Genomic DNA, 21,603 nt, shown 5'->3' on the forward strand with positions numbered 1-21,603 from the left:
TGGCGGGGGGCGCCGTCGGACAGGACTGCCATCATGGTCTCATGGCCGTCACCGCTCCCCCGCCCGCCCGCCGGCTCCCGGTGGCCCCGGACGCCGAGCTCGTGTGGGACCCCGAGGGCGCGCTGCACCTGGGCCAGACGCTCGGCGTGCTGGGCCGCGGCAGCGCCGATCCCCTGGTCCGGGTCGCGGCGCCCGACGCCGTGTGGGTCACCGCCCGGACGCCGGCGGGCCCGGTCACGGCGCTGTTCTCCCGCACCGGCGCCGGCCGGCCCCTGCAGCGGCCCGTGCGCGTGCGCGCGTGGGGACCGGGCGCCGAGCAGTTCCTGCTGGAGGCCCCGCGCTGGGCGGGCGCGGAGGACGCGTGGGAGCGGTTCGAGGCCTCGGACGCCTTCGGCGCGCTCCCCCACCGACTGCGCGTCGCCCGGCACCACCACCCGGGGCTGCGGCTGCCCTCGACCGGCCGGGTGCTGGACCGCGCCGTGCTCTCGGTGCTCGAGCAGCGAGTCACCGTCCGCGAGGCCGTGGCGGCCCACCGGCAGCTCGTCCGGCGCCACGGCGAACCCGCCCCCGGTCCGGCGCCGGAGGGGATGCGGATCGCCCCGACCGCCGAGGCGTGGTGCCGGGTGCCCGTGTGGGAGTGGCACCGGGCGGGGGTCGACGGCGCCCGGGCCGCCACCGTCCGCCGCGTGGCCGGACGGGCCGCCGCCCTGGAGCGCCTGGGCCGGGCCCCGCTGGACGCCGAGCTGCACCGGGGGCTGCGCTCGATCCCCGGCCTGGGGCCCTGGACGGTCGCGGAGATCGTCCAGTGCACGCACGGGGACCCGGACTCGGTCAGCGTCTTCGACTTCCACCTCGCGGACACCGTGTGCTGGTTCTTCGACCGGCGTCCCGGCGACGACCGCCGGATGCTGGAGCTGCTGGAGCCGTGGCGGGGCGACCGGCAGCGGGTCGTGCGCCTGCTGCGGGCCTCCGGCTTCCGCAAGCCCTCGTTCGCTCCGCGGCTGCACCCGGAGGACCACCGGCGCCGGTGAGCGCCGGTGGCCCTCCGGCGCGTGCCGGTGAGGACATCCTGTCCTTGCTGGCACGGCCGCACCGGCGGGCGTTCAATGGAGCCATGACCACCGAACACGTGATCCAGGAGCCCCACGGCGTGGGCTACACCGAGCGGATGAACAAGCTGCGGGCCGGGGTGCTGGGCGCCAACGACGGCATCGTCTCGGTCGCCGCGACGGTCGTCGGCGTCGCGGGCGCCACCGCCAGCTCGAGCGCGATCCTCACCGCGGGCGCCGCCGCGCTCGTGGGCGGGGCCCTGTCCATGGCCCTGGGCGAGTACGTCTCCGTCTCCAGCCAGTCGGACTCGCACCGGGCCCTGATCGAGAAGGAGGAGCGGGAGCTCGCCGAGATGCCCGAGGCGGAGCTGCAGGAGCTCGCCGAGATCTACCAGGCCAAGGGACTCTCCGAGGACACCGCACGGCGGGTCGCGGAGGAGCTGACCGAGCACGACGCCCTGGCCGCGCACCTCGACGCCGAGCTCAACATCGACGCGGAGGACATCGTCAGCCCCTGGAACGCGGCGGTCGCCTCCGCGCTGTCCTTCCTGCTCGGCGCCCTGCTGCCGCTCCTGGCGATCCTGCTGCCGCCGGAGGAGTGGCGGCTCCCCGTGACGTTCGTCGCCGTGCTCGCGGCGCTCGCCCTGACCGGCTGGCTCGGGGCCCGTCTCGGGGGTACGCCGCAGACAGGTCGCGCGGCCCTGCGCGTCGTCGTCGGCGGCGCCCTCGCCCTCGTCGCCACGTTCGCCGTGGGCTCCCTGCTCGGCGTCACGGGCCTCGTCTGAGCTGCCCCGGCACCCCCGGTGCCCCCGCGCCCGGGGGCACCGGGCGGTCCGGGCACGACGACGCCGGGCCCCGCCTCACGGAGAGGCGGGGCCCGGCGCGGTGGTGCGGGAGGGGTCAGGCGTTGGGCGCGTCCTGGGACTGCTTGGCGACCTCGGCGCGGACCTCTTCCATGTCGAGGCCCTTGACGGCGTCGATGACCTGGTCGAGGGCGGAGGCGGGCAGGGCGCCCGGCTGGGAGAAGACCAGGATGCCCTCGCGGAAGGCCATGAGCGTGGGGATCGACGAGATCTGGGCCGACGCGGCGAGCATCTGCTGCTCCTCGGTGTCGACCTTCCCGAAGACGATGTCCTCGTGCTTCTCCGAGGCGGCCTCGTAGGTCGGTGCGAACTGCTTGCAGGGTCCGCACCACTCGGCCCACCAGTCGAGCAGGACGATGTCGTTCTCGGCGATGGTCTGGCCCAGGGTGTCCTGGGTGATGTCAACAGTAGCCATGCCCTCCAGCGTAGAGGCAGAGCCGGCCGGGGGCACAGGATTTCACTGCCGGCTCAAGACCGCACCGCCGGCGCGCACTAGACTGGGCGTCCGGGCCGGGCCTCCGGCGCGGGCTCCGGGACCGGGACGCCGGTCCGGGGACAGACCCCGTGCACGCCGAGGTGCGCCATGAACTTCGAGATCGGCATCTTCTCGCTGGGCGAGGTGGTCCCGGACCCCGTGACGGGCACCCGGCCCGACAGCCGCCAGCGCCTGCGGGACATCATCGAGCAGGCCGAGGCCGCGGAGCGCGCCGGGCTCACCGTGATCGGCGTCGGGGAGAACCACGGGACGGACGTGGTGGCGGCCTCCCCCGTGGTGCTGCTCTCCGCCATCGCCGGCCGCACCCACCTCCTGCGGCTCACCACGGCCGTCTCCGTGCTCACGGCCGGGGACCCGGTGCGGCTCTACGAGCAGATCGCCATGCTGGACAACATCTCCGGCGGCCGGGCCGAGCTGATCGTGGGCCGCGGCGCCTCGCAGCGCGTGCTGCGCGCCCTCGGGCTGGAGCAGCAGGACCACGACGCCCTGTTCGAGGAGAAGCTGCGCCGGCTCCTCACGCTGCGGGAGACCAGTCCCCCGACCTTCGCCGGTCCGCTCGCCCGGGACGGCGTCGAACTCGAGCTCGAGCCGCGCCCGCTGCAACCGTGCCTGCCGATCTGGCTGGGCAGCTCCGGCACGCCGGCCTCCGTGGCCCGCGCCGGCGCCCTCGGGCTGCCCCTCGCCCTGTTGCGCACCCACGGTCCCTTCGCCGGGGCGGTGCCCGTCGTCGCGGCCTACCGGCGGGCCCTCGAGGCGTCCGGCCGGGACGTCGGCACCCCGGTGGGCCTGAACGTGCCGGGCTTCGTCGCGCGCACCCCGGCGCAGGCCCGGGAGCTCAGCCACCCCTACTTCGCGGCGGGGGCCCGCAGCCACGGGCCTGTCGGGCCGGCGGATCCCCGCTGGTCCCGGGAGGAGTACGACCGGGAGTGCGGCCCGGACGGGACCCTCGTGGTGGGGGACGTGGACGAGGTGGTCGCCAAGATCGTGGCGCAGCAGCGCGCGCTCGGCCACCAGCGCCTCCTGCTCCGGATGGACGCGGGAGGCGTCCCGCACCACCTGGTGCTCGAGTCGATCACGCTGCTGGGCGCCGAGGTGGTGCCGCGGGTCCGCGCCGCCCTCAGCTGACGCCCGGTGCCGGGACCCGGCGCTCGGGGCCGGGGACTCCGGCTCAGGCCGGCGCGGGGGACGCCGTGAGCACCACGTTCTTCCCCCAGAGGTCCTCGGTGTAGCAGCTGACGATGACCAGCCGGTCCGGGACGATGCGCCAGATGTCGCTGTCCTTCAGGGTGTTCTTGTCGTGGGTGACCACCGAGTCCACCACGTACTCCAGCGTCCCGGACCCGGTCTCCAGCTCGATCTCGCTGCCCACGAGCCCGGGATCGCTCAGCCGGTTGAACGGGGCGTCCCGGTCCTCCCAGCTGTGGCCGGTGATGTACGTGGTGTTCTCCGAGCCCTCGCCCGGCATGCCGTACGGGGTGAGCCAGTAGCCGTCCAGGGTGTCCGGCGGGACCAGCAGCTCCGTGGCCAGCTCCTGCTCGCTCGGCGTCAGCGGCAGGACGGTCACGTCGAACCGGGCGTCCTCGACGGTCAGCCGCACGGGGGCCGCCGCCGCCGGCCGGTCGGGGGTGGCCGCGGCCGAGGGGGTGCCCGTGGGGGCCGCGGTGGGGGGCGCCGCCGAGACGGCCTCCACCGGGGCGGTCGCCGTCGCGGCCGGGGAGCCGGTGCCCTCCGCGCCCCAGGGGTCCGTCAGCAGGACCGCGGACAGGGCGGCCACAGCACCCAGACCGCCGAGGGCGGCCCAGCGCGTGCCCGCACGACGGCGCGGCGCGGCCTGCTGCTCGGGTGCGTCCATTCTCTGGTCCTCCGGGGGTCGGCGCGGGAAATGGCTGCGCCCTGGTGCCGCGCGAGCGCGGCACCAGGGCGGTCAGCGGTTCGGGATCAGGCGCGTGCGCGGCGCACCCGGAAGGCCACGGCCCCGGACACGGCCGCACCGGCGGCCAGCAGGCCGGCCAGCACGCCGGTGCTGAGCCCGCCCTCTTCGGCGGTCTGCATGTTGATGCCCTGGTTCACGCCGGAGTCGGTGCCGGTGCCGGCCCCGTCATCCGAGTCGCTCCAGTCGTCGGAGTCGCCCCCGACGCCCAGGACGTCGCAGTTGCCCTGGAAGAGCGCCACGAGATCGGCGCCGTCCTCCATGAAGACCTCGCCCTGCGCGCGGGCCTCCAGAGCGGCGGTCTGGAAGTTGGCCGCGGCGGCGGAGCTCGCCGCGTAGGCCTCGTCCACGGCGGGATCGCTGCTCGAGGCCGCGTAGGACTCCTGCAGGCGCAGGATCTCGGTCCAGGCGCCCTGCGCACGGTCGACGGTGTCGTCGTTCACGATGGCGTCCTCCAGCACGGCCTGCTGGTTCTGGAGCTGGCCCAGGACCGCCTGGTCGGTGACGAGGGAGTTGAAGTGCGTGCCCGCGTCGTAGAGGTGGTCGGCGGCGGTGACCAGGTTGGTCACCGCGGTGCTGGCGGCGGGGGCCACACAGGTGTCGGCGTGGGCGGCGGGGGCGCCCAGGAACAGGCCTCCGGCCAGGACGGCAGCCGACGAACCCGCGGCCACCCACTTCTTCACAGCAGTCATATCGGTCTGTCTCCTCAATCATTCAGAACCCCGGGCCTGCCCCTGGGGTACCAGCGCGCGGCACAGTCCTTCCCAGCGTCCTCGGCGTGGCACACCGGCGGGAGCGCTGCGGGGTCGGTCGTGCTGCTGGTCATCCGGAGTAGGGGGTCCCGACGTGCCGGCTCGGGGAGTGCTGGCACGTGGCCGGATGATGCTGTCGCCTCAAGCTACAAGGATATTCATGTTCTTAGCAATTGTTAAGGCTGGAACGGCGCGGCGGCGCCTTGGGCGTGTCCCCGGATCAGGGGACTCGGGTGCGGATTTCCGCGCGGCCCGGGTGGCCTTCGATACCCGCCCGGGCACCGCCCCGGCGCTCTCCTGGCGGCCGGGGTCGGCGGGTGCGTCCCGGCAGCGGGGGACGTGGTGACCCGCCGTGACCGGGGACGACGAAGGCCCCGGTGCGCGGACCGGGGCCTTCGTGGTGGAACTCGTGGCAGATGAGGGATTCGAACCCCCGTAGGCATTGCCAGCTGATTTACAGTCAGCCCCCTTTGGCCGCTCGGGTAATCTGCCGGGGTGCTCCCGCCGGCCCTTCCGGACCGGCGGTGGCCGCCCCCGCGTGCGGGAGCAGTTCAACAGTACAGAAGATCCGGCGCGATGCGAAATTGCCGGGGACCACTCAGGCGGCGAGCCGCTCGCACACCTGCTGGAGGAACTTCTCCGCCTGCTCCGCGGTGATCTCGCCGTGGGTCACGGCGTCCGCGAGGTCCTCGGCGACGCCGATCAGCCGCTGCGCCGCCTGGGGGTCGAGCCGTTCGGTGGCCGAGGCCCCCGTGCCCGGTCGGGCAGGCGGCGCCGTCCCGTCGGCGGTCGCGGCCGCCGGTCCCAGCCCGATGCCCATCAGCAGGACCGCCGCCAGCGCGGTGGCCGCCACGGCGCTTCCGCGCCGGGTCCGCCCCGGGCCGGGCGTCACGTCGTCGTGACCCTCGGATGTGCTCATGCCGCCATCCTGGGAGACCGACCTGGGCGGATCCTTGGGCGCAGGTCACGAAACGGTGACGGGGCCCTCCCCGGTAGGCTGGGACACAGTCCTGCGGGCCGCACGCCGCCCGTCCACCGTCCCAGCCCAGGAGGCAGCATGGCCAGCGATTCCTCGTTCGACGTCGTCAGCAAGGTCGACAAGCAGGAGGTGTCCAACGCCCTGAACCAGGCCCAGAAGGAGATCGCGCAGCGCTACGACTTCAAGGGCGTGGGCGCCGAGATCGACTTCTCCGGCGAGAAGATCCTCATGAAGGCGAACTCCGAGGAGCGCGTCAACGCCGTCCTCGACGTCTTCCAGTCGAAGCTGGTCAAGCGCGGCATCTCCCTGAAGTCCCTCGACGCCGGGGAGCCCTTCGCCTCCGGCAAGGAGTACCGGATCGAGGCCTCCGTGAAGGAGGGCATCGCCCAGGACCAGGCGAAGAAGATCACCAAGCTCATCCGCGACGAGGGCCCCAAGGGCGTGAAGGCCACCATCCAGGGCGACGAGCTGCGGGTGTCGTCGAAGTCCCGCGACGACCTCCAGGACGTCATCACGCTGCTCAAGGGCTCGGATCTCGAGGTGGACCTGCAGTTCATCAACTACCGCTGAGCTCGTCCCGCGGCGCGGCTCGCGCCGCTCCCCCCGTGCGACGACGGAGCCGCCCACCTCGCGAGGTGGGCGGCTCCGTCGTCGTCGGCGGGCGGGCTCAGCGGCGGCCGATCCCCGCCATGCCCTCGAGCCGGGCCACGCGGTCCGCGGTCGGCGGATGGGTCCGGAACAGGCTGGAGGCGCCGCCGCCGCGGAACGGGTTGGCGATCATCAGGTGCGAGGTGTTGACCAGCTTCTGGTCGGCGGGGTTCAGCGGCCGGGCGTTCGTGCCCATCTCGATCTTGCGCAGGGCGGAGGCCAGCGCGAGCGGATCGCCCGTGAGCTGCGCGCCGTCCTCGTCGGCGTCGTACTCACGGGTGCGGGAGACCGCGAGCTGGATGACGGTCGCGGCGAGCGGCGCCAGGAAGGCCAGGAGCAGCCCCACGAGGGGGTTGCCGCGGTCACCGCCCCGCCCCCCGCCGAAGATGGCCGAGAACTGGAGGAACTGCGCGGCCGAGGTGATGATGCCGGCCACGGCCGCGGCGATCGAGGACGTGAGGATGTCCCGGTTGTAGACGTGCATCAGCTCGTGGCCCAGCACGCCCCGCAGCTCGCGCTCGTCGAGCAGCTGGAGGATGCCCTCGGTCACGCACACCGCCGAGTTCTCCGGGTTCCGTCCGGTGGCGAAGGCGTTGGGGCTCATCGTCGGGGCGATGAACAGACGGGGCATCGGCTGGTTCGCCCGCTGCGACAGCTCCCGCACGATCCGGTAGTAGCCCGGCGCCTGCTGCTCGGTGATCGGGATGGCGCGCATGGAGCGCAGGGCGAGCTTGTCGCTGTTCCAGTAGCTGTACGCCGTGGACGCCAGGCCGATCAGCGCGAAGACCCAGATGAAGACGCTGCTGCCCGTCCCGCTCGCCACGACCCACCCGATGGCCAGCAGCACCGCCCACAGGCCGCCGAGCAGCAGGACGGTCTTGAGCCCGTTGTTGTGGCTGTGCATCGCGGGTGCGGCTCCTTCATCGGGAACGGGGGTCTTCCGTTGGGCACAACGGCGCCGGCGGCGCCGGTCTTCCCGGGCCGGGCGACGCCCAGGGTTCTCCCAGCCGGCGCCGGGCGTGCTCGTCGCCCGGTGCCGGAGGGATCGCCGCGGTCACCCGCCGGGGGTGGGAGGAGTGGCACCGCCGGCACCGGGCTCCGGGGACGGGTTCCCCGGCCCGGTTGCTCCGGTCGACGGGAGCTCTGCCGGGGGCTGTTCCGCGCCCGGGGTCTCCGGGGCCGGGGTTTCCGGGGCCGGGGTTTCCGGGGCCGGGACCTCCTCCGAGGGTGGCTCGGTGCCCGGGCTCTCGATCACCGGCGTCCTGGGCTCGGTCGGCCCGGCGGCCGGGGGCTGCTCGACAGGGGCCTCCCCGGCCGGGCTGCCGTCGTCGTCGGCCGCGGGCAGCGGCGCAGGAGTGCCGCCGCCGGCCGCCGAGGAGCCGCCGGGGGTGCCGCTGTCCGAGGGCCGTCCACCCGCCGCCGCGGGCCGGGGCGCTCGGCCGTCGTCCTGGACGCTCCCCCGGGTGGAGGGGGCCGCCTCGGTGCGACGCCCGGTCGACGCGCCGGCATCGGCGGCGGCCTCCCGTGAGCCGGCGGCCGGTCCGTCCGTCGTGGCCGCGGTGGTGATCGTTCCGCCGCCCGCCCCGGCGGTCCGTGCCTCGGCCGCGGCCTCGGTCAGGGGGCCGGGGGACGGCTCGGAGGTCGGCAGCGACAGCACCCCGCCGGCACCACCGGGCACCGCTGCACCGGCGCCGCGGGCCATGGTGGCCGCGCCGTCGTCCCCGGCGGAGGCCGCGGGTGCGGAGGCCTCCGGCGCGGAGGGGCCCGTCGCGCCGGAGCCGCCGAGGCGCCCCGTGGCCTGTGTCGTCCCGTCGCCGGGACCGCCGGAGCCGGTCACGACGATCCCGGCCAGCGCCGCCGCGGCCGCCAGGGCCCCGGCGCCGAGCAGCACCTTCCGGCCCCGCCGGGTGACGTGGACGGCGGCGAGGGCCCCGCCGGCCACGTCGGTGCCCGGGGCCGCGCCGAGTCGCCCGGCGCTCATCCGTCCCGCGGCCCGGACCAGCTCCACGAGCTCGTCGGTCCGGACGTCCCACAGCGGCACCCCGGCGAGCACGGGCAGCAGCCAGCCGCGCAGGCCTGCTTCGGTGTCCTGCAGGTACAGGTGGTCGGCGGTGCAGCGCGGGCACTCGTCGAGGTGGTCCTGCACGGCCTGCGTCCGCTCGGCGGACAGGCCGCCGTCGGCGAAGGCGCCGAGGTCGGCCGCGCAGTCCGCGCACCCGGCGAGGGTCGGCAGGTCCTGCCTGGCCCGGCGGTAGGCGGCCCGCAGCCCGGCGCGCGCCTCGAGGTGCAGCGCGGTGGTGGCGGCGGGGCTCAGCCCGAGCACCGCGGCCGTCCGCTCGAGCCCGAGGGCCTCGACCTCCAGGTGCCACAGCACGGCCTGCCACGACGCGGGGAGACCGAGATAGATGCCGGTGACCGTCCCGGCCGCGCTCGCCCGCTCCACGCCGGCCCGGCCGACGACGGCGACCAGCCGTGCCCGCAGGAAGACCCCCGGCCCGTCCTCGTCCTGCGTCTCCTCGCCGAGCTCCGCGAGGACCTGGTCGAAGGCCGTGCCCGCCAGCTGCTCCGCGTCCTGGCGGCTCGGCGTGTGGAGCCGCGCCACGACCACGGCGGTGTGCCAGTGCCGGTCCCGCAGGTCCGGGAAGGCGTCGGGCTGCTGCGCCCGCACCGCGGCGAGCAGCTCCTCGTCGGTGCGCGGGGTGCGCCCCTGGGCGAGCGGCTCGGTCGTGCGCGTCATGGGGTCTCCGTCGGTCTCGGGAACGCTCGGTCACCTTGCGGTGCGGGCGACCCGGGAGCGGTGCCGCAGGGCCGTGCCCCCGGCGAAGACGATGACGGCGCACGCCGACGGCGCGCGGTTCCAGAACTGTGGACCCCCCGGTCCCCCGAGCCCATGGTAGAGCGCCCCGGCGGAGCGCGGCACGCCGCTCCTGTCACGAGCCGTTCCCGTTCGTAACACAGTGCCGCCGAGGGCCGTGGGGCCGCCGGGCGACGCCAGGTCCCAGGAGGCGCGGGCGGGGCGGGGCGCTCAGCGGTGGGAGCGGCCCTTCCCCTGGTCGGCGTGGCCGCCGGAGCGGCCGGGCGCCCCGTCCGACCCCCGCTGGTGGTCGCGGCTGTGACGCCCCGAGTGCTTCCGCTCGCGGGACCCGTCGTCGTCCCAGCTCGTCCCGCGGTGCCGGGGCCCGCGCTCGGCGTACCGCACCCCGGGGGCGCCGGCCCCCTGCTGCGCGTGCCGGCGTCCGGGAGCGGCGTCCGAGCCCGTGCGGTCGCTCGGCGGTCCGGCCGTCCGGGCCGGGGGCGCCGGCGCCTTGAACGGCGCGGGGCTCGCGTCCACGACCGGCTGCGGGGTCAGCACCGACGGGACGGGCAAGGGGGTGCCCGTCTCCCGTGCCGGTGTGGGAGCGGTCGCGGGGTCGTCGGCCCTGCGGGCCGGCGGCGCGCTCCTCGGCGCGTCCCCGGACGACGCGTCCCGGGCAGCTCCGGCTCCATCGCCCGACACCGCGCCGGGCGTCCCGGTCTCCGGGGCACGGGCCCCGCCCGGCACGGACGCCGGCCGCTCCGCACCGGAGCGCAGCGGGGTGGCACCCTCGTCCCCGGACGGTCCCGGCACGCCGCCGGCGGCCGCCGCAGCGCCCGCGTCGTCACCGCTGCGGCCGGCACCGGACAGGTCGTCACCGGCCAGGTCGTCATCGATGCGGTCGGCGTCGGCCACGAGGGCCGCGGCCTCCGGCCCAGCACCGTCCTGGGTCGCGCCGGCCGGGGCGTCGCCCGGCGTCTGCCCGGCCGCGGCCTCGTCCGACCCGGACGGGCTCCCGTCGCGCTCCGCCGCGGAGACCCCGGCACCGGACTCGTCGTCGTCCTGCTCCGCTCCGGCCGCAGGACCGTCCGCGCGAGGCTTCTCCAGGTCCTCGGCGGTGCGCGGCGCCCGCTCGGCGGCGAGGCTGTCGGCGGCCGGGACCGGGTCGCCCCCGCCGGACACGCCCACCGCGGCGACCGCCACGGCGGTCGCCAGGGCCCCTGCGCCCAGGAGGACCTTCGTCCTGCGGCTCGACCACGGCGAGGTTCCCGGCGCGTCCTCCGGACGGGCACGGGAGGCCCCCGCGCCGACGGCAGCGACCCCTGCGGGGGCACCGGCCGCGGCGGCGCCCGTTGCGGCCCCTGCTCCGGCGGCCGCGCCGGTCCCCGCACCGGCGGCGGCGATGAGGTTGGTGAGCTCGAGGGACTCGGTGCCCCACAGCGGCAGACCGGCCAGGACGGGCAGCGTCCACGTGCGCAGGCCCGTCCCGATGTCCTGTCGGCCCAGGTACTCGGCGGTGCAGCGGGCGCACCCGTCCAGGTGCGCCTTGACGTCCCGCCGGCTCCGCTGCCCGCGGGTGCCCCGGACGAAGTGGGGCAGCTCGGCGGAGAACTCCGCGCAGTCCGGTCCCGCTGCCCGGTCCGCCGAGGCCTGGCCGTAGAGCCCGCGGAGACCCCGGACCATGTCACGGTGCAGACCGGCGGCCGCGACCGCGCCGAGCCCCAGCGCCGCCGAGGCACGGCGGGCGCTCTGGCCCAGCACCTCGGTGCGCCAGAGGAAGCCCTGCCACTCGGCGGGCAGGCCGCTGAAGACCCGGACCAGGGACGCGGGGTCGGCGGGATCGTCCGGCAGCGCGACCGGCCGCGTGCCGCCGTCGGCCTCCCGCCCGACCATCCACACGACGAAGGCGCCGAGGAAGGCGCGGGGTCCGCCGCCCTCGCCGACGATCTGCTCGATCCGCCCGAGAGCCGCCGCGGCGACGCCCTCCGCCTCCTCCGTGCTGCCGGTCCGCGACCGCGCCACGGCGAGGGCCGTGCCGTGGTACCGCTCCCGCAGCACCCCGAAGGCGTCGGCGTCCCCGGAGTGGGCGGCGTCGAGGAGGACGTCGTCACGGAGCGCCTCAGGGTCGCCGGCGGGGCCGTTCGGACGGGCGTGGGCAGGACGGGTCATGTCTGTCTCCGTGGTGGTCGCGGTCGTTCGGGAAGAAAGAGCTCCGGGAACGTCCCGTCCGACCCGCGGGCGCGCACGCCACGACGACGGTGCCGGACCCCCATCCCCCGCGCACATCGTAAGCGCAGGTCAGAGGCGGGTGAAAGCCGGCGCCCGCCGGTGCGACCAGAACTGTCACGAGGGATCGACCATGGCGGACACGGGCGGGGCGGATGCGTCCCGCTATTGTGAGTCCATCGTGATAACGCTACGGTAGAAGGATGCAGACAACGGAACGCCCCGCACCGGACACCGCCCGGGCCGCCGCGTGGTCGGACCTGTTGCGCTCCCACGGCCGCCGGGTCACCAAGCAGCGGCTGGCCGTCCTCGACGCGGTGGACCGCCGCCCGCACTCCACCGCCGACGAGGTCCTCGCGGACGTCCGCACGGTGCTGCCGGCGATCACCCTGCAGTCCGTCTACGTGGTCCTCTCCGACCTCACGGCCGTCGGCATGCTCCGCAAGTTCGAGCCGCCCGCGTCCCCGGCCCGGTACGAGACCCGCACCGGCGACAACCACCACCACGCGTACTGCGTGCGCTGCGGAACGGTGGCCGACGTCGACTGCTCCGTCGGCCACGCCCCGTGCCTCACGCCCTCCGAGCACCACGGCATGCAGCTGCTCACCGCCGACGTCGTCTACCAGGGCATCTGCGCCGACTGCCTCGCGGCCGGAGCCGCCCCCGCGCAGGCCGCCCCGGAGCAGCCCTCCGCAGAGCAGCCCCTCCCCGCCGCGGGCTGACCCGCCCGCCGGGACTCAGCTCCGCCCGGTGCCGTCCCCGGCCGGAGCCGGCCCGGCCTCGGCGCCCCCTGCCTGCCCCGGCTCCTTCTCCACGAGGGCCAGGAGCTCCCGGAGCTGGTCGGCGGTCAGCGTGGCCACCGGGGGGTGCGCGTTGATGCTGACCTTCCGCGCCCCGGCGTCGAGGGCGAAGCGCAGCGCCTGGCGGGCCGGCGCGGAGCGGACCTCCAGGGTGGTGTCCAGCACGGCGACCTCGGGCGCGGACGTGAACAGCAGGAGGGTGTCCGGCGCGGCGCCCTCCTCCTGCGGCTTCGCGTAGACGGGCACGGCGCGCCCGTCCTGCACGCGCGCGCCGAGCAGCAGCACCGCGTCCGGGGCCAGGAGCCCGGCGAGCAGCTGCGACATGTTGTTCTCGAGCATCGCGGCCTTCACGGCGTCGTTGCGCGGCGCCCGCATCGCCCACTCCACCTGGGGGCGGCTGATCCGGCAGCCGCGGTGGGCCGGGTCGATGACCAGGTGGTCGTGCTGCGGGTCGTCGGCGAGCATCTTCAGGACCTTCACGGCGGACTCGCGCAGCAGCACGGGCTTGCCGCCGTCCGGGTGGTGGCGGTCGAACATGGCCTGGGCCTCCGCCGCCGAGGTGTAGGCGGCGAGGGACCGCGTGCCGTCCGGCTCCCCCAGGGTCTGGACGCGCAGGGTGGACTCCGGGCCCACGGCCTCCCCGCCCGGGCCCGCCACGAGGTCGCTGGCCGTGACGTCCAGCAGCAGGGAGCCCGCCATGCACTGCCGGACGACCTCGATCATCGCCTTGTTGTCGGGGGCGCTCACGAACCGGTCGACGGCCGCCCGCACGAGGGGGTTGACGACTCCCTCGGGGTCGGCCTGCTGCTCGGCGCCCGGGGCGAGGACGGGCAGCTCGACGCCGTCCCGCCGGGCGAGCTCGAGGGCCCACGCGGGGATCCGGGCGCGGGTGCGGGGGAAGCGTTCGAGGTGCGCCAGGACGTCCTGGGCCGTGAACGGCCCCTCGGTCCCCCACTGGCGGGGCTCGCCGTCGAGGTCGTAGGTCCCTCCGATCCGGTGGGTCGGCTCGGGCCAGCCCTCGGCGAGGATCACGACCGTGGCCGTGAACCACGTCCCGCGCCCCGGGACGTGGACGTTCTCCCGCAGCTGCTCGACGGCGGGGATGACGGCGCTGTCCTCCTTGATGGGCCCGGCGGTGCCGGGCACCACCTCGTCGCCCCGCTGCTCGCGCACGCGCAGGTGCACGCGCCCGCCCTGGACCTTGAGGTCCACGACCATCCGGTCCCATCCCGGCTCCGTGCGCAGCACGGAGAGCACCCACGAGCCGATCGTGTTCAGCAGCTCCTGCCGGGCCGGCCCGGGGGTCGGGGTGTCGGGGGTCTCGCTCATGCGGTGGCTCGTTCCCGGCCCGCGAGGGGGCCTGCTCGGATCGTGGTGGTCACGGGACGGGCGCGGGGCCGGGCGCGGCACCTGCGGGGCCCCAGAGGTCTCGCCCCACCCTACCCAAGCGGTCCCCGGCCGCCGCGGGCGGAGCGGCCGTCCGGCGCCCCCGCCGACGCACCGGGCGGCGCCCGCCGTGACGCTCCCGCACCCGCGAGGGTTGCTAGCCTGGACGCATGACGAAAACGCTGCAGGAACTGATCGACGAGTCGATCTTCATCTCCACCGAGTACCAGGCCAGGCTGGCCGAGCTGACCCAGGGCGCCGGGTGGGACGTCGACTTCTCCGCGCCGGCGTTCACCCTGCAGACCGAGCCCCCCGTGACCCTGACGCCCTATCTGCTGGGCACCGAGTCCGCCTCCCGCGGCTCCTGGATCTGGTCCTGGCAGGAGCTGGGCCACTTCCCGGCCGCGGTGGTCTCCGCCGCGGTCCAGGCCCGCGAGGCCGGGGAGCGGCTGGGCGTGGACGAGCTGTCCACCGACGAGCTGCCCGTGGCGGAGGGCCTCGCCCGCCGGCTGACGCTGGCGGCCAAGGCCGTGACGGGCGTGTACGCGCACTACCCCGCGGGAGCGGGCGGCGGCGTCACCGCGTGGCTGCTGCTGGACGGACCCGAGTTCGAGCTCCCCGAGCTCACCGTGGAGCGGATGATGCGGGTCATCGCCGAGGCGCTGACCACGGACACCGCGGTGGACCACAACCTCGCCGTGGACTCCTACGCCAAGCTGCGCGGCGCCCACATCGAGTGGGACACCGAGGCCACGTGCGTGGTGACCGTGCGGGACGGCGCGCAGCGGTTCTGGTTCGACGACCACCAGATCTCCGGTGTCGAGCCCGCCGAGCCGTCCGTGGGCCCCGAGATCCTAGTGGACCTGGCCGCGGACGCCCAGGAGCGCGCCGCCACCCTGCGCGAGGACCGTGCCGCCGCCGAGGCCACGGCCGCCCGGCAGGAGGCCGAGCCGCACCGCGCCGCGGCCCCGGCGGCTCCCGCGGAGACCCCGGTGCCCGAGGAGGCACCCCGGGAGCAGCCCGAGCCGATCGAGGTGCCCGACTTCGTCGAGACGGAGCACGTCCGGCCCGAGCCGGCCGAGGAGCCCCGGCCGGCCGAGGAGCCGGCCGCCGCGCACGCCGGTGCCGCCGAGGCCGACCTCCCGTTCGACCAGGAGCCCTCGGACCGGGAGGTGCGCCCGGGCCGCGTGAGCACCACGGTGGTGCCCGGCCCCGAGCCCGTCCGCCCGGCCCGCGAGGAGGTGCCCGAGCCCGCCGCCGCGCAGCACCGGGAGCCCGCCGCGGAGCCGCAGGTGGAGCGCGAGGTCGAGCGCGAGGTCGTGGCCGGCCCCGGTGTCCCGGGCAGCGCCGGGACGGAGCCCGTGGTGGAGGGCGAGGAGACCGCCGAGGAGGAGCAGGGCGAGCGGAAGAAGGGCTTCTTCAGCCGATTCTTCGGCCTCTGACCCCCGGCGGTACCCTCGAGCGTGACCGCCTACAACACCGCACCCGGCCCGGATCCCGACGAGCAGTCGAGGACCCGGGCCGGTGTGCTCTCCGGATTCGCCGCCTACGGGATCTGGGGCCTGCTCCCGCTGTACTTCGTGGCCCTGGAGCCGGCCACGCCGGTGGAGATCGTGGCGATGCGCGTGCTCTTCTCCCTGGTCTTCTGCCTGGCGCTGCTGGCGCTCACCGGGCAGCTGCACCCCCTGGGCCGGGCGCTGCGCGCTCCGCGCACCCTCGGGACCCTGGCCGTGGCCGGCCTGCTGATCGGGGCCAACTGGTGGCTCTACACGGTCGCCACGACCACGGGGAACACCCTGGAGGCCTCCCTCGGCTACTTCATCAACCCCCTCGTGGCCATCCTGCTCGGCGTGCTGGTGCTGCGGGAGCGGATGCGGGCCCTGCAGTGGACGGCCGTGGGGATCGGGTTCGTGGCGGTCGTGGTCATGGCCGTCTTCTACGGGCGGGTGCCGTGGCTCTCGCTGGGCCTGGCCTTCTCCTTCGGCTTCTACGGCCTCGTGAAGAACCGGATGGGCGGGTCCTACCCGGCGATCGTGACGCTGACCGTGGAGACGATGGCGCTGACCCCGGTGGCCGCGATCGTCGTGGCGCTGCTCGGGGCGGACGGCAGGCTGACCCTGGGCAGCGAGGGCACCGGCCACCTCCTGCTGATGCTGTCCTCGGGCGTGATCACGGCCGTGCCGCTGATCCTGTTCGGGGTCGCCGCGACCCGCCTGCCGCTGAGCACCGTGGGCATGATCCAGTACGTGGCGCCCATCGGGCAGTTCCTGCTGGCCGTGCTCGTGTTCGGCGAGCAGATGCCCCTGGAGCGCTGGGTCAGCTTCTGCTTCGTGTGGCTCGCGGTGCTGCTCCTCGTGCTGGACGCGGTGCGCGCCCCGCGGGCGCGCCGCGCCTGAGCACCACGTGCAGGAGGGCCCCCGGCGCCGCGCGGCGCCGGGGGCCCTCCTGCTGGTCCCGAGGGTCCGGGACGGGGTCAGGTGGTGCGGACGTAGTCGTCGCCGCCGAAGCCCTGGTCGTTCTCGTCCACCTCCGGGGTGCGCCGCAGGTGCAGGACGGCGGCGATGAAGCCGCCCCAGACCGTGCACACGGCCACGATGAGCATGATGATGGCGGGAGTGGTCATCGGGGGTCCTCCTGGGATCCGGTGGTGCTGGACGGGGTGCCGGAGCTCCAGGGCGCCGCGCCGGTCCCCTCGGCGGGGGCCTCCGCGTGCCGGCCCGTGGACCCGGCCGTGCCCTCGGCGAGGGTGCGGTAGGAGAAGTCCTGGTCGAGGGCCGGGGTGCGCAGGGCGGTGTCCGACCAGTGGGAGAGGTGCCGGTCCCCCTCCATCCGGTTCCGGTCCGTGAAGGCGTCCAGGATCGCGGGGGACGGGCTGAGCTCGTTCGCCCGGGAGGCTCCTGGCCACGGGAGCTTCGAGAGCACGTAGGCGATCACGATGAGCCCGATCGCCATGCCCCAGCCGAACGTGTTGACGAACCAGGTGGGCATCTCGCCGTAGCCCTCCGCCACGGTGGTGGTGAGCGTGTCGATGAGGATGTAGCCCAGCACGATCGGGGTGAGCCCGCCGGCCACGACCATCCAGGTGCGCCCCAGCTTGAAGGAGGACACCGAGTTGAGGTGGTCCCGCAGGGTCGGCAGCGCGGAGAAGCCGGCCGTCAGGAGCATCACGGACACGAGTGCCGCGGCCACGATGCCGAACTGGTTGACGAAGTTGTCCGTGACGTCGAGCAGGTTCAGCCCCGTGGTGGTCGTGAACAGGGCCAGGGAGATCAGCGCCATGGGCACCACGACAGCCACCACGGCGGTGCGCCGGCGCAGGCCGAGCTTGTCCTGGACCGCCGCGACGACGACCTCGACGATGGACACGAGCGAGGTGAACCCGGCGAAGGTCAGCGACGCGAAGAACAGCACCCCGATGAGGGTGCCGAGGGGCGCCTGGGAGATGATCGTCGGGAACGCGATGAACGCGAGGCCGATGCCCGAGGTGGCGACCTCGTCGACGCCCACCCCGGCGACCCCGGCCATGAAGCCCAGTGCCGCGAAGACGCCGATGCCGGCGAGGATCTCGAAGCTGGAGTTGCCGAAGCCCACCACGAGACCGGAGCTGGTGAGGTCCGTCTTGGGCTTGAGGTAGGACGAGTAGGTGATCATGATGCCGAAGCCGACCGAGAGCGAGAAGAAGATCTGGCCGTAGGCGGCGACCCACACGGCGCTGTTGCCCAGTGCGGCCCAGTCCGGGGTGAACAGCGCGTTCAGGCCGTCCGTTGCACCGGGCAACGTCAGGGCGATGACGACGATCACGAGGAACATCAGCACCAGCAGCGGGATGAGCACGAGGTTGACCCGGCCGATGCCCTTCTGCACGCCCAGCAGCAGGACCACCAGCAGCGCCACCCAGGCCACGGCGGTGGTGCCCAGGACGCTGGGGACGAAGTCGAACGCGACGGTCACCTCGTCGGAGGTCTGCAGGACGTCCGCGAGGAAGAACGTGCCGGGGTCCTCGCCCCAGGCCTTGCTGAACGAGAAGAACGTGTAGAGCATCGCCCAGCCGAGGATGACGGCGTAGTACACGGCGATCACGAAGCTGATGCCCATCTGCCACCAGCCGATCCACTCGGTCTTGGGGTGCAGGCGGCGGTAGGCCAGCGGCGCGGAGGCGCGGAAGCGGTGGCCGATGCCGTACTCGAGCATCAGCAGCGGCAGACCGGCCGTGAGCAGCGCGACGAGGTACGGGATCAGGAACGCCCCGCCGCCGTTCTCGTAGGCGATGTAGGGGAAGCGCCAGATGTTGCCGAGGCCGACGGCGGAGCCGATCGCGGCCAGGATGAAGACGGTGCGGCTGGAGAACGCCTCGCGTGGCGCGGCGGCACGGCCGGGTGGGGACTGAGGGGTCATGGTCGTCCTCGGGTGCGGGAAGTGGTCTGCGGACGGCTACAGGCTAGCCCGTGGGACCGCGGGAACCACACCCGGCGCCACGGCCCGGGACGCACGGTGCAGAGCTTGCTCAGGCCTCGCGGTGGACGACGGCGTGCGCGAACGCCACGAGCGCGCGCTTGGCCACCGTGTCCGGCAGCGGCTCCAGCGACGCGATGGCCTCGTCGGCCCACTGCCGGGCGATCCGCCACGCCTCCTCGGTGGCCCGGTGCTCCGAGACCGCGGTCACCGCCCGGGCCAGGGCCTCGTCCGAGGTGAGGTCGGAGTCGAGGTGCTCGAGGGCGCGCACCGCGTCGGCGTCGCCCTCCCCCGCCATCCGGCGCAGGATGAGCACCGGCAGGGTGGGCACCCCCTCGCGCAGGTCGGTGCCGGGGGACTTCCCGGAGACCTCGTCCTCGCCGGTCACGTCGATCACGTCGTCGGCGAGCTGGAAGGCGATGCCGACCTTCTCCCCGTACTCGACCATGACGTCCACGACGTCCTGGTCGGCCCCGGCCAGGACCGCGCCGAAGTGTCCGCACGCCGCGATGAGGGAGCCGGTCTTGCCCGAGAGGACGTCGAGGTAGTGCTCCAGCGGGTCCTGCCCCTCGCGGGGGCCGACCGTCTCGTGCAGCTGGCCGAGCACGAGCCGCTCGAACGTGTCCGCCTGGATCTTGAGGGCCCGCTGGCCGAGCTCGGAGACCATCGAGGAGGCGCGGGCGAAGATGAGGTCGCCGGTGAGGATGGCCACCGAGTTGCCCCACACGGTCTGCGCGGTCGCGACGCCGCGGCGCAGCGGCGCGGAGTCCATGACGTCGTCGTGGTAGAGGGTCGCCAGGTGCGTGAGCTCCACGACGGCCGCGGACTCGAGGACGGCGTCGTTGATGCCGCCGCCGATCTCCCCGGCCAGCACGGTCAGCAGGGGCCGCACGCGCTTGCCCCCGGCCTGGAGCAGGTGGCGGGAGGTGACGTCGGCCAGGTGGTCGGCGCTGCGCACCGCCTCGTCGAGCCGCTCCTCGATCCGGGCCAGCGACCCGAGCACGACCGGACCCAGCCGGTCGTCGGACGCGATGAGGTCGAAGCCGGCGGGCAGCTTCACCTGATCGGTGCCGAGACCTGCGGCGGGGCCGTCGGCGCTCGGGGAGGAGGATTCAGTCACGGTCCACCACTCTAGCGAGTTTTCGGGGGGCGGGTGTTGCCGGTCGCGGGCGTCAGGGCGTCCAGGAGGGAGACCACCCGGTCCTCCCACGTGGCGGCGGGGCGGTCGGAGAGCTCCGTCATGACCCGGACCACGAAGCGCATCAGCGCGGGCACGGCCATGCCGGTGCGCACGGCCGCCTTCATCACGGCGGGGCTGCCGATGAGCTGGGCCAGGACCCGGCCCTGGGTGAAGTGCGCGCCCCACTCCTGCCGGACCCGGTCGGGGTAGCCGGCGAGCACGAGCTCCCGCTGGGCGGGGCCGTTGGCGGCCGCGGCCGCCACGACGTGCTCGGCGGCGTAGCGGGCGGACTCCATCGCGTTGGAGATGCCCTCCCCGTTGAACGGGGAGACGAGGCCCGCGGCGTCGCCGAGCAGCAGCATCCCCGGGACGTGGTGCGGCGTGCGGTTGAAGGCCATCGGCAGGGCCGCGCCGAGCACGCGGCCGCGGCGGTGCTCCTCGTCGAACGTCCACTCGGCGGGCATGGACGCGGTCCAGTCCGCGAGCACCTTCCGGTAGTCCAGGGCCCCGAACGCCGGGGAGGTGTCCAGGATCCCGAGTCCCACGTTGGCGGTGCCGTCCCCGACGCCGAAGACCCAGCCGTAGCCCGGCAGCAGCGCCCGCTGCGGGTCGGTGCCGTCGGTGAGCTCGAGCCAGCCCTCCATCCAGTCCAGGTCCGAGCGCGGGGACTCGAAGTAGGCGCGCACCGCCACCCCCATCGGGCGGTCGTCCCGCTTGTGCAGCCCGGCGGACACCGCGGTGCGGGAGGAGTTGCCGTCGGCCGCGAGCACGACGTCCGCCCGGTGCTCCTCGGTCTCGCCGGTGCGCCGCCCGGCGGCGTCGAGGACGTTGGCGCGGGCGCCGACGACCCGGCCGGAGCCGTCGCGGAGCACCCCGGTCACGGCCCGGCGCTCGAGCACCCGGGCCCCGGCGGCGCGGGCGTGCCCGGCCAGGTGCTCGTCGAAGCCCAGCCGGGTGCGCACGAGCCCGTAGGGCGGGAAGTCGCTCAGCTCGGGCCACGGCACCTCGACGCTGCGCTCGCGGGCCACGAGCCGCAGCCCCCGGTTGCGGGCGTAGCCGAGCTCGGGCCCGTGCGGGAGGCCCATGAGCCGCATCTCGCGCACGGCGCGCGGGGTCAGCCCGTCGCCGCAGACCTTCTCCCGCGGGAACGCGGTCTTCTCCAGGACGGTGACCTCGATCCCGTGCGCCGCGAGCCAGTACCCGGCCGTGGCGCCGGCGGGGCCGCCGCCGAGGACGAGGGCCCTCATCGGGCGGGGGCGTCCGCGGCGGGCTTGACGGCCCGGTGCACGGCCACGATGCCGCCGGTGAGGTTGCGGTACTGCACGCCGGTCCAGCCGGCCGCGAGGATCTCGGCGGCGAGGTCCTCCTGGTCCGGCCACGCCGCGATGGACTCCGCGAGGTACCGGTAGGCCTCCGGGTTGGACGCCGCGCGCGCGGCGATCCCCGGCAGCGCCTTCATGAGGTACTCCGTGTAGACGGTGCGCAGCGGGGCGGCCGTGGGGGTCGAGAACTCGCAGATCACGAGCCGCCCGCCCGGCCGGGCGACCCGCAGCATCTCGGCGAGCGCGCGGCGGTAGTCCTGGATGTTGCGCAGCCCGAAGGAGATGGTCACGGCGTCGAAGGACGCGTCCGCGAACGGCAGCCGGGTGGCGTCGGCCTGCACGAACTCGATGTCCGGGCGGCGGGCGCGGCCCACCTCGAGCATCCCGAGCGAGAGGTCCGCGGCCACGACGTCGACGCCTGCGTCCGCGTACGGCTCGGACGAGGTCCCGGTCCCGGCGGCGAGGTCGAGGACCTTCTCCCCCGGGACGGCGCCGACGGCCTCCGCGACGACCCTGCGCCAGCCGCGGGTCCGCCCCAGCGAGAGGATGTCGTTGACGAGGTCGTAGCGGGGCGCCACGTCGTCGAACATGGCGGAGACTTCGTGCGGCTGCTTGGACAGGTCTGCTCGGTTCACCCGGTCATTGTCGCACCTCGCTCCGACGCCCCCGCCCGGGCCCCTCCCCCGGCGCCCGCCCCGGACGCCCTCCCGGCGGCCCCGCCCGCGG

At 75.0% G+C, this 21,603-nt stretch carries 20 protein-coding genes and 1 tRNA gene; 7 read left to right on the top strand and 14 right to left on the bottom strand.

Annotated elements, in window-relative coordinates; translation table 11 throughout:
* Positions 1–41 precede the first annotated feature (41 nt).
* The gene (locus tag ACP7CD_RS03315) at positions 42–1,031 is read left to right on the top strand and encodes a DNA-3-methyladenine glycosylase family protein (protein ID WP_017834261.1); all 990 of its coding nucleotides are present in this window, start codon (positions 42–44) and stop codon (positions 1,029–1,031) included.
* Between the two features lie 83 nt (positions 1,032–1,114).
* Entirely contained in the window at positions 1,115–1,834 is a 720-nt protein-coding gene (locus tag ACP7CD_RS03320; protein WP_109221997.1) for a VIT1/CCC1 transporter family protein, read from the top strand.
* 115 nt (positions 1,835–1,949) lie between these two features.
* Here ACP7CD_RS03320 and trxA read toward each other — a convergent pair whose 3' ends face one another.
* Positions 1,950–2,327, bottom strand: coding sequence for a thioredoxin (gene trxA / locus ACP7CD_RS03325; protein ID WP_035924949.1), 378 nt, complete (start codon positions 2,325–2,327; stop codon positions 1,950–1,952).
* Between the two features lie 168 nt (positions 2,328–2,495).
* Between trxA and ACP7CD_RS03330 the strand changes: the two genes are divergently transcribed.
* Positions 2,496–3,533, top strand: a complete 1,038-nt coding sequence (locus tag ACP7CD_RS03330; RefSeq protein WP_109243594.1) for an LLM class flavin-dependent oxidoreductase — start codon at positions 2,496–2,498, stop codon at positions 3,531–3,533.
* A gap of 43 nt (positions 3,534–3,576) precedes the next feature.
* Here the strand turns inward: ACP7CD_RS03330 and ACP7CD_RS03335 are convergent, their stop codons facing one another.
* The 4 genes from ACP7CD_RS03335 to ACP7CD_RS03350 all read right to left on the bottom strand — a co-directional run bounded on the left by ACP7CD_RS03335 (position 3,577) and on the right by ACP7CD_RS03350 (position 6,009).
* Entirely contained in the window at positions 3,577–4,260 is a 684-nt protein-coding gene (locus ACP7CD_RS03335) for a class F sortase (RefSeq protein WP_426118833.1), read from the bottom strand.
* An 86-nt stretch (positions 4,261–4,346) separates the two neighbouring features.
* A complete protein-coding gene (locus ACP7CD_RS03340; RefSeq protein ID WP_426118835.1) occupies positions 4,347–5,030 on the bottom strand; it encodes a hypothetical protein in 684 nt (227 codons plus the stop codon).
* Between the two features lie 470 nt (positions 5,031–5,500).
* Positions 5,501–5,582 (bottom strand) — tRNA-Tyr (locus ACP7CD_RS03345).
* A gap of 106 nt (positions 5,583–5,688) precedes the next feature.
* Positions 5,689–6,009, bottom strand: coding sequence for a hypothetical protein (locus ACP7CD_RS03350; RefSeq protein WP_017832434.1), 321 nt, complete (start codon positions 6,007–6,009; stop codon positions 5,689–5,691).
* 138 nt (positions 6,010–6,147) lie between these two features.
* On the opposite strand from ACP7CD_RS03350, the gene ACP7CD_RS03355 reads away from it, so the two are divergent.
* Positions 6,148–6,639, top strand: a complete 492-nt coding sequence (locus ACP7CD_RS03355) for a YajQ family cyclic di-GMP-binding protein (RefSeq protein ID WP_017832435.1) — start codon at positions 6,148–6,150, stop codon at positions 6,637–6,639.
* A gap of 97 nt (positions 6,640–6,736) precedes the next feature.
* On the opposite strand, the gene htpX is transcribed toward ACP7CD_RS03355, so the two are convergent.
* From htpX to ACP7CD_RS03370, 3 genes are all read right to left on the bottom strand, one after another.
* Complete coding sequence (gene htpX / locus ACP7CD_RS03360) at positions 6,737–7,621, bottom strand: zinc metalloprotease HtpX (protein WP_017832436.1); 885 nt, start codon at positions 7,619–7,621, stop codon at positions 6,737–6,739.
* 150 nt (positions 7,622–7,771) lie between these two features.
* Positions 7,772–9,454 carry a zf-HC2 domain-containing protein gene (locus tag ACP7CD_RS03365; protein ID WP_426118837.1) on the bottom strand — a complete coding sequence of 561 codons (1,683 nt, stop codon included), beginning with the start codon at positions 9,452–9,454 and terminating at the stop codon, positions 7,772–7,774.
* A 288-nt stretch (positions 9,455–9,742) separates the two neighbouring features.
* Positions 9,743–11,680 (bottom strand): zf-HC2 domain-containing protein, encoded by a 1,938-nt coding sequence (locus ACP7CD_RS03370; RefSeq protein WP_426118840.1) that lies wholly within the window; start codon positions 11,678–11,680, stop codon positions 9,743–9,745.
* Positions 11,681–11,940: 260 nt separating this feature from the next.
* On the opposite strand from ACP7CD_RS03370, the gene ACP7CD_RS03375 reads away from it, so the two are divergent.
* Positions 11,941–12,459 carry a Fur family transcriptional regulator gene (locus ACP7CD_RS03375; RefSeq protein WP_251355416.1) on the top strand — a complete coding sequence of 173 codons (519 nt, stop codon included), beginning with the start codon at positions 11,941–11,943 and terminating at the stop codon, positions 12,457–12,459.
* Between the two features lie 15 nt (positions 12,460–12,474).
* Here ACP7CD_RS03375 and ACP7CD_RS03380 read toward each other — a convergent pair whose 3' ends face one another.
* On the bottom strand, positions 12,475–13,866 hold the full coding sequence (locus ACP7CD_RS03380; protein WP_035924972.1) for an SseB family protein: 1,392 nt from the start codon (positions 13,864–13,866) through the stop codon (positions 12,475–12,477).
* Positions 13,867–14,093: 227 nt separating this feature from the next.
* Between ACP7CD_RS03380 and ACP7CD_RS03385 the strand changes: the two genes are divergently transcribed.
* Positions 14,094–15,365: a DUF6882 domain-containing protein gene (locus tag ACP7CD_RS03385; RefSeq protein ID WP_017832441.1), complete on the top strand. Its 1,272-nt coding sequence runs from the start codon at positions 14,094–14,096 to the stop codon at positions 15,363–15,365.
* A 21-nt stretch (positions 15,366–15,386) separates the two neighbouring features.
* The gene (gene rarD, locus ACP7CD_RS03390) at positions 15,387–16,319 is read left to right on the top strand and encodes an EamA family transporter RarD (protein WP_109268142.1); all 933 of its coding nucleotides are present in this window, start codon (positions 15,387–15,389) and stop codon (positions 16,317–16,319) included.
* 77 nt (positions 16,320–16,396) lie between these two features.
* Here rarD and ACP7CD_RS03395 read toward each other — a convergent pair whose 3' ends face one another.
* The 5 genes from ACP7CD_RS03395 to ACP7CD_RS03415 form a co-directional block, all read right to left on the bottom strand.
* Positions 16,397–16,546: a methionine/alanine import family NSS transporter small subunit gene (locus ACP7CD_RS03395; RefSeq protein ID WP_126350305.1), complete on the bottom strand. Its 150-nt coding sequence runs from the start codon at positions 16,544–16,546 to the stop codon at positions 16,397–16,399.
* Positions 16,543–18,318, bottom strand: coding sequence for a sodium-dependent transporter (locus ACP7CD_RS03400; RefSeq protein ID WP_290467858.1), 1,776 nt, complete (start codon positions 18,316–18,318; stop codon positions 16,543–16,545). The genes ACP7CD_RS03395 and ACP7CD_RS03400 overlap by 4 nt, the downstream gene beginning before the upstream one ends.
* Before the next feature lie 109 nt (positions 18,319–18,427).
* On the bottom strand, positions 18,428–19,495 hold the full coding sequence (locus tag ACP7CD_RS03405) for a polyprenyl synthetase family protein (RefSeq protein WP_390886819.1): 1,068 nt from the start codon (positions 19,493–19,495) through the stop codon (positions 18,428–18,430).
* Positions 19,496–19,506: 11 nt separating this feature from the next.
* On the bottom strand, positions 19,507–20,802 hold the full coding sequence (locus ACP7CD_RS03410; protein WP_017832446.1) for a geranylgeranyl reductase family protein: 1,296 nt from the start codon (positions 20,800–20,802) through the stop codon (positions 19,507–19,509).
* Positions 20,799–21,512: a demethylmenaquinone methyltransferase gene (locus ACP7CD_RS03415; protein ID WP_081615708.1), complete on the bottom strand. Its 714-nt coding sequence runs from the start codon at positions 21,510–21,512 to the stop codon at positions 20,799–20,801. The genes ACP7CD_RS03410 and ACP7CD_RS03415 overlap by 4 nt, the downstream gene beginning before the upstream one ends.
* Positions 21,513–21,603: the final 91 nt, after the last annotated feature.

It is taken from the genome of Kocuria sp. LHG3120, assembly GCF_049897445.1.
GTDB classification, from domain to species: Bacteria; Actinomycetota; Actinomycetes; order Actinomycetales; family Micrococcaceae; genus Kocuria; species Kocuria rosea.

Bases quoted from the DNA above. Each gene is read 5' to 3' on its own strand.
- ACP7CD_RS03315 (WP_017834261.1), top strand. From the start codon at position 42: ATGGCCGTCACCGCTCCCCCGCCCGCCCGCCGGCTCCCGGTGGCCCCG.
- ACP7CD_RS03320 (WP_109221997.1), top strand. From the start codon at position 1,115: ATGACCACCGAACACGTGATCCAGGAGCCCCACGGCGTGGGCTACACC.
- trxA (WP_035924949.1), bottom strand. From the start codon at position 2,327: ATGGCTACTGTTGACATCACCCAGGACACCCTGGGCCAGACCATCGCC.
- ACP7CD_RS03330 (WP_109243594.1), top strand. From the start codon at position 2,496: ATGAACTTCGAGATCGGCATCTTCTCGCTGGGCGAGGTGGTCCCGGAC.
- ACP7CD_RS03335 (WP_426118833.1), bottom strand. From the start codon at position 4,260: ATGGACGCACCCGAGCAGCAGGCCGCGCCGCGCCGTCGTGCGGGCACG.
- ACP7CD_RS03340 (WP_426118835.1), bottom strand. From the start codon at position 5,030: ATGACTGCTGTGAAGAAGTGGGTGGCCGCGGGTTCGTCGGCTGCCGTC.
- ACP7CD_RS03350 (WP_017832434.1), bottom strand. From the start codon at position 6,009: ATGAGCACATCCGAGGGTCACGACGACGTGACGCCCGGCCCGGGGCGG.
- ACP7CD_RS03355 (WP_017832435.1), top strand. From the start codon at position 6,148: ATGGCCAGCGATTCCTCGTTCGACGTCGTCAGCAAGGTCGACAAGCAG.
- htpX (WP_017832436.1), bottom strand. From the start codon at position 7,621: ATGCACAGCCACAACAACGGGCTCAAGACCGTCCTGCTGCTCGGCGGC.
- ACP7CD_RS03365 (WP_426118837.1), bottom strand. From the start codon at position 9,454: ATGACGCGCACGACCGAGCCGCTCGCCCAGGGGCGCACCCCGCGCACC.
- ACP7CD_RS03370 (WP_426118840.1), bottom strand. From the start codon at position 11,680: ATGACCCGTCCTGCCCACGCCCGTCCGAACGGCCCCGCCGGCGACCCT.
- ACP7CD_RS03375 (WP_251355416.1), top strand. From the start codon at position 11,941: ATGCAGACAACGGAACGCCCCGCACCGGACACCGCCCGGGCCGCCGCG.
- ACP7CD_RS03380 (WP_035924972.1), bottom strand. From the start codon at position 13,866: ATGAGCGAGACCCCCGACACCCCGACCCCCGGGCCGGCCCGGCAGGAG.
- ACP7CD_RS03385 (WP_017832441.1), top strand. From the start codon at position 14,094: ATGACGAAAACGCTGCAGGAACTGATCGACGAGTCGATCTTCATCTCC.
- ACP7CD_RS03395 (WP_126350305.1), bottom strand. From the start codon at position 16,546: ATGACCACTCCCGCCATCATCATGCTCATCGTGGCCGTGTGCACGGTC.
- ACP7CD_RS03400 (WP_290467858.1), bottom strand. From the start codon at position 18,318: ATGACCCCTCAGTCCCCACCCGGCCGTGCCGCCGCGCCACGCGAGGCG.
- ACP7CD_RS03410 (WP_017832446.1), bottom strand. From the start codon at position 20,802: ATGAGGGCCCTCGTCCTCGGCGGCGGCCCCGCCGGCGCCACGGCCGGG.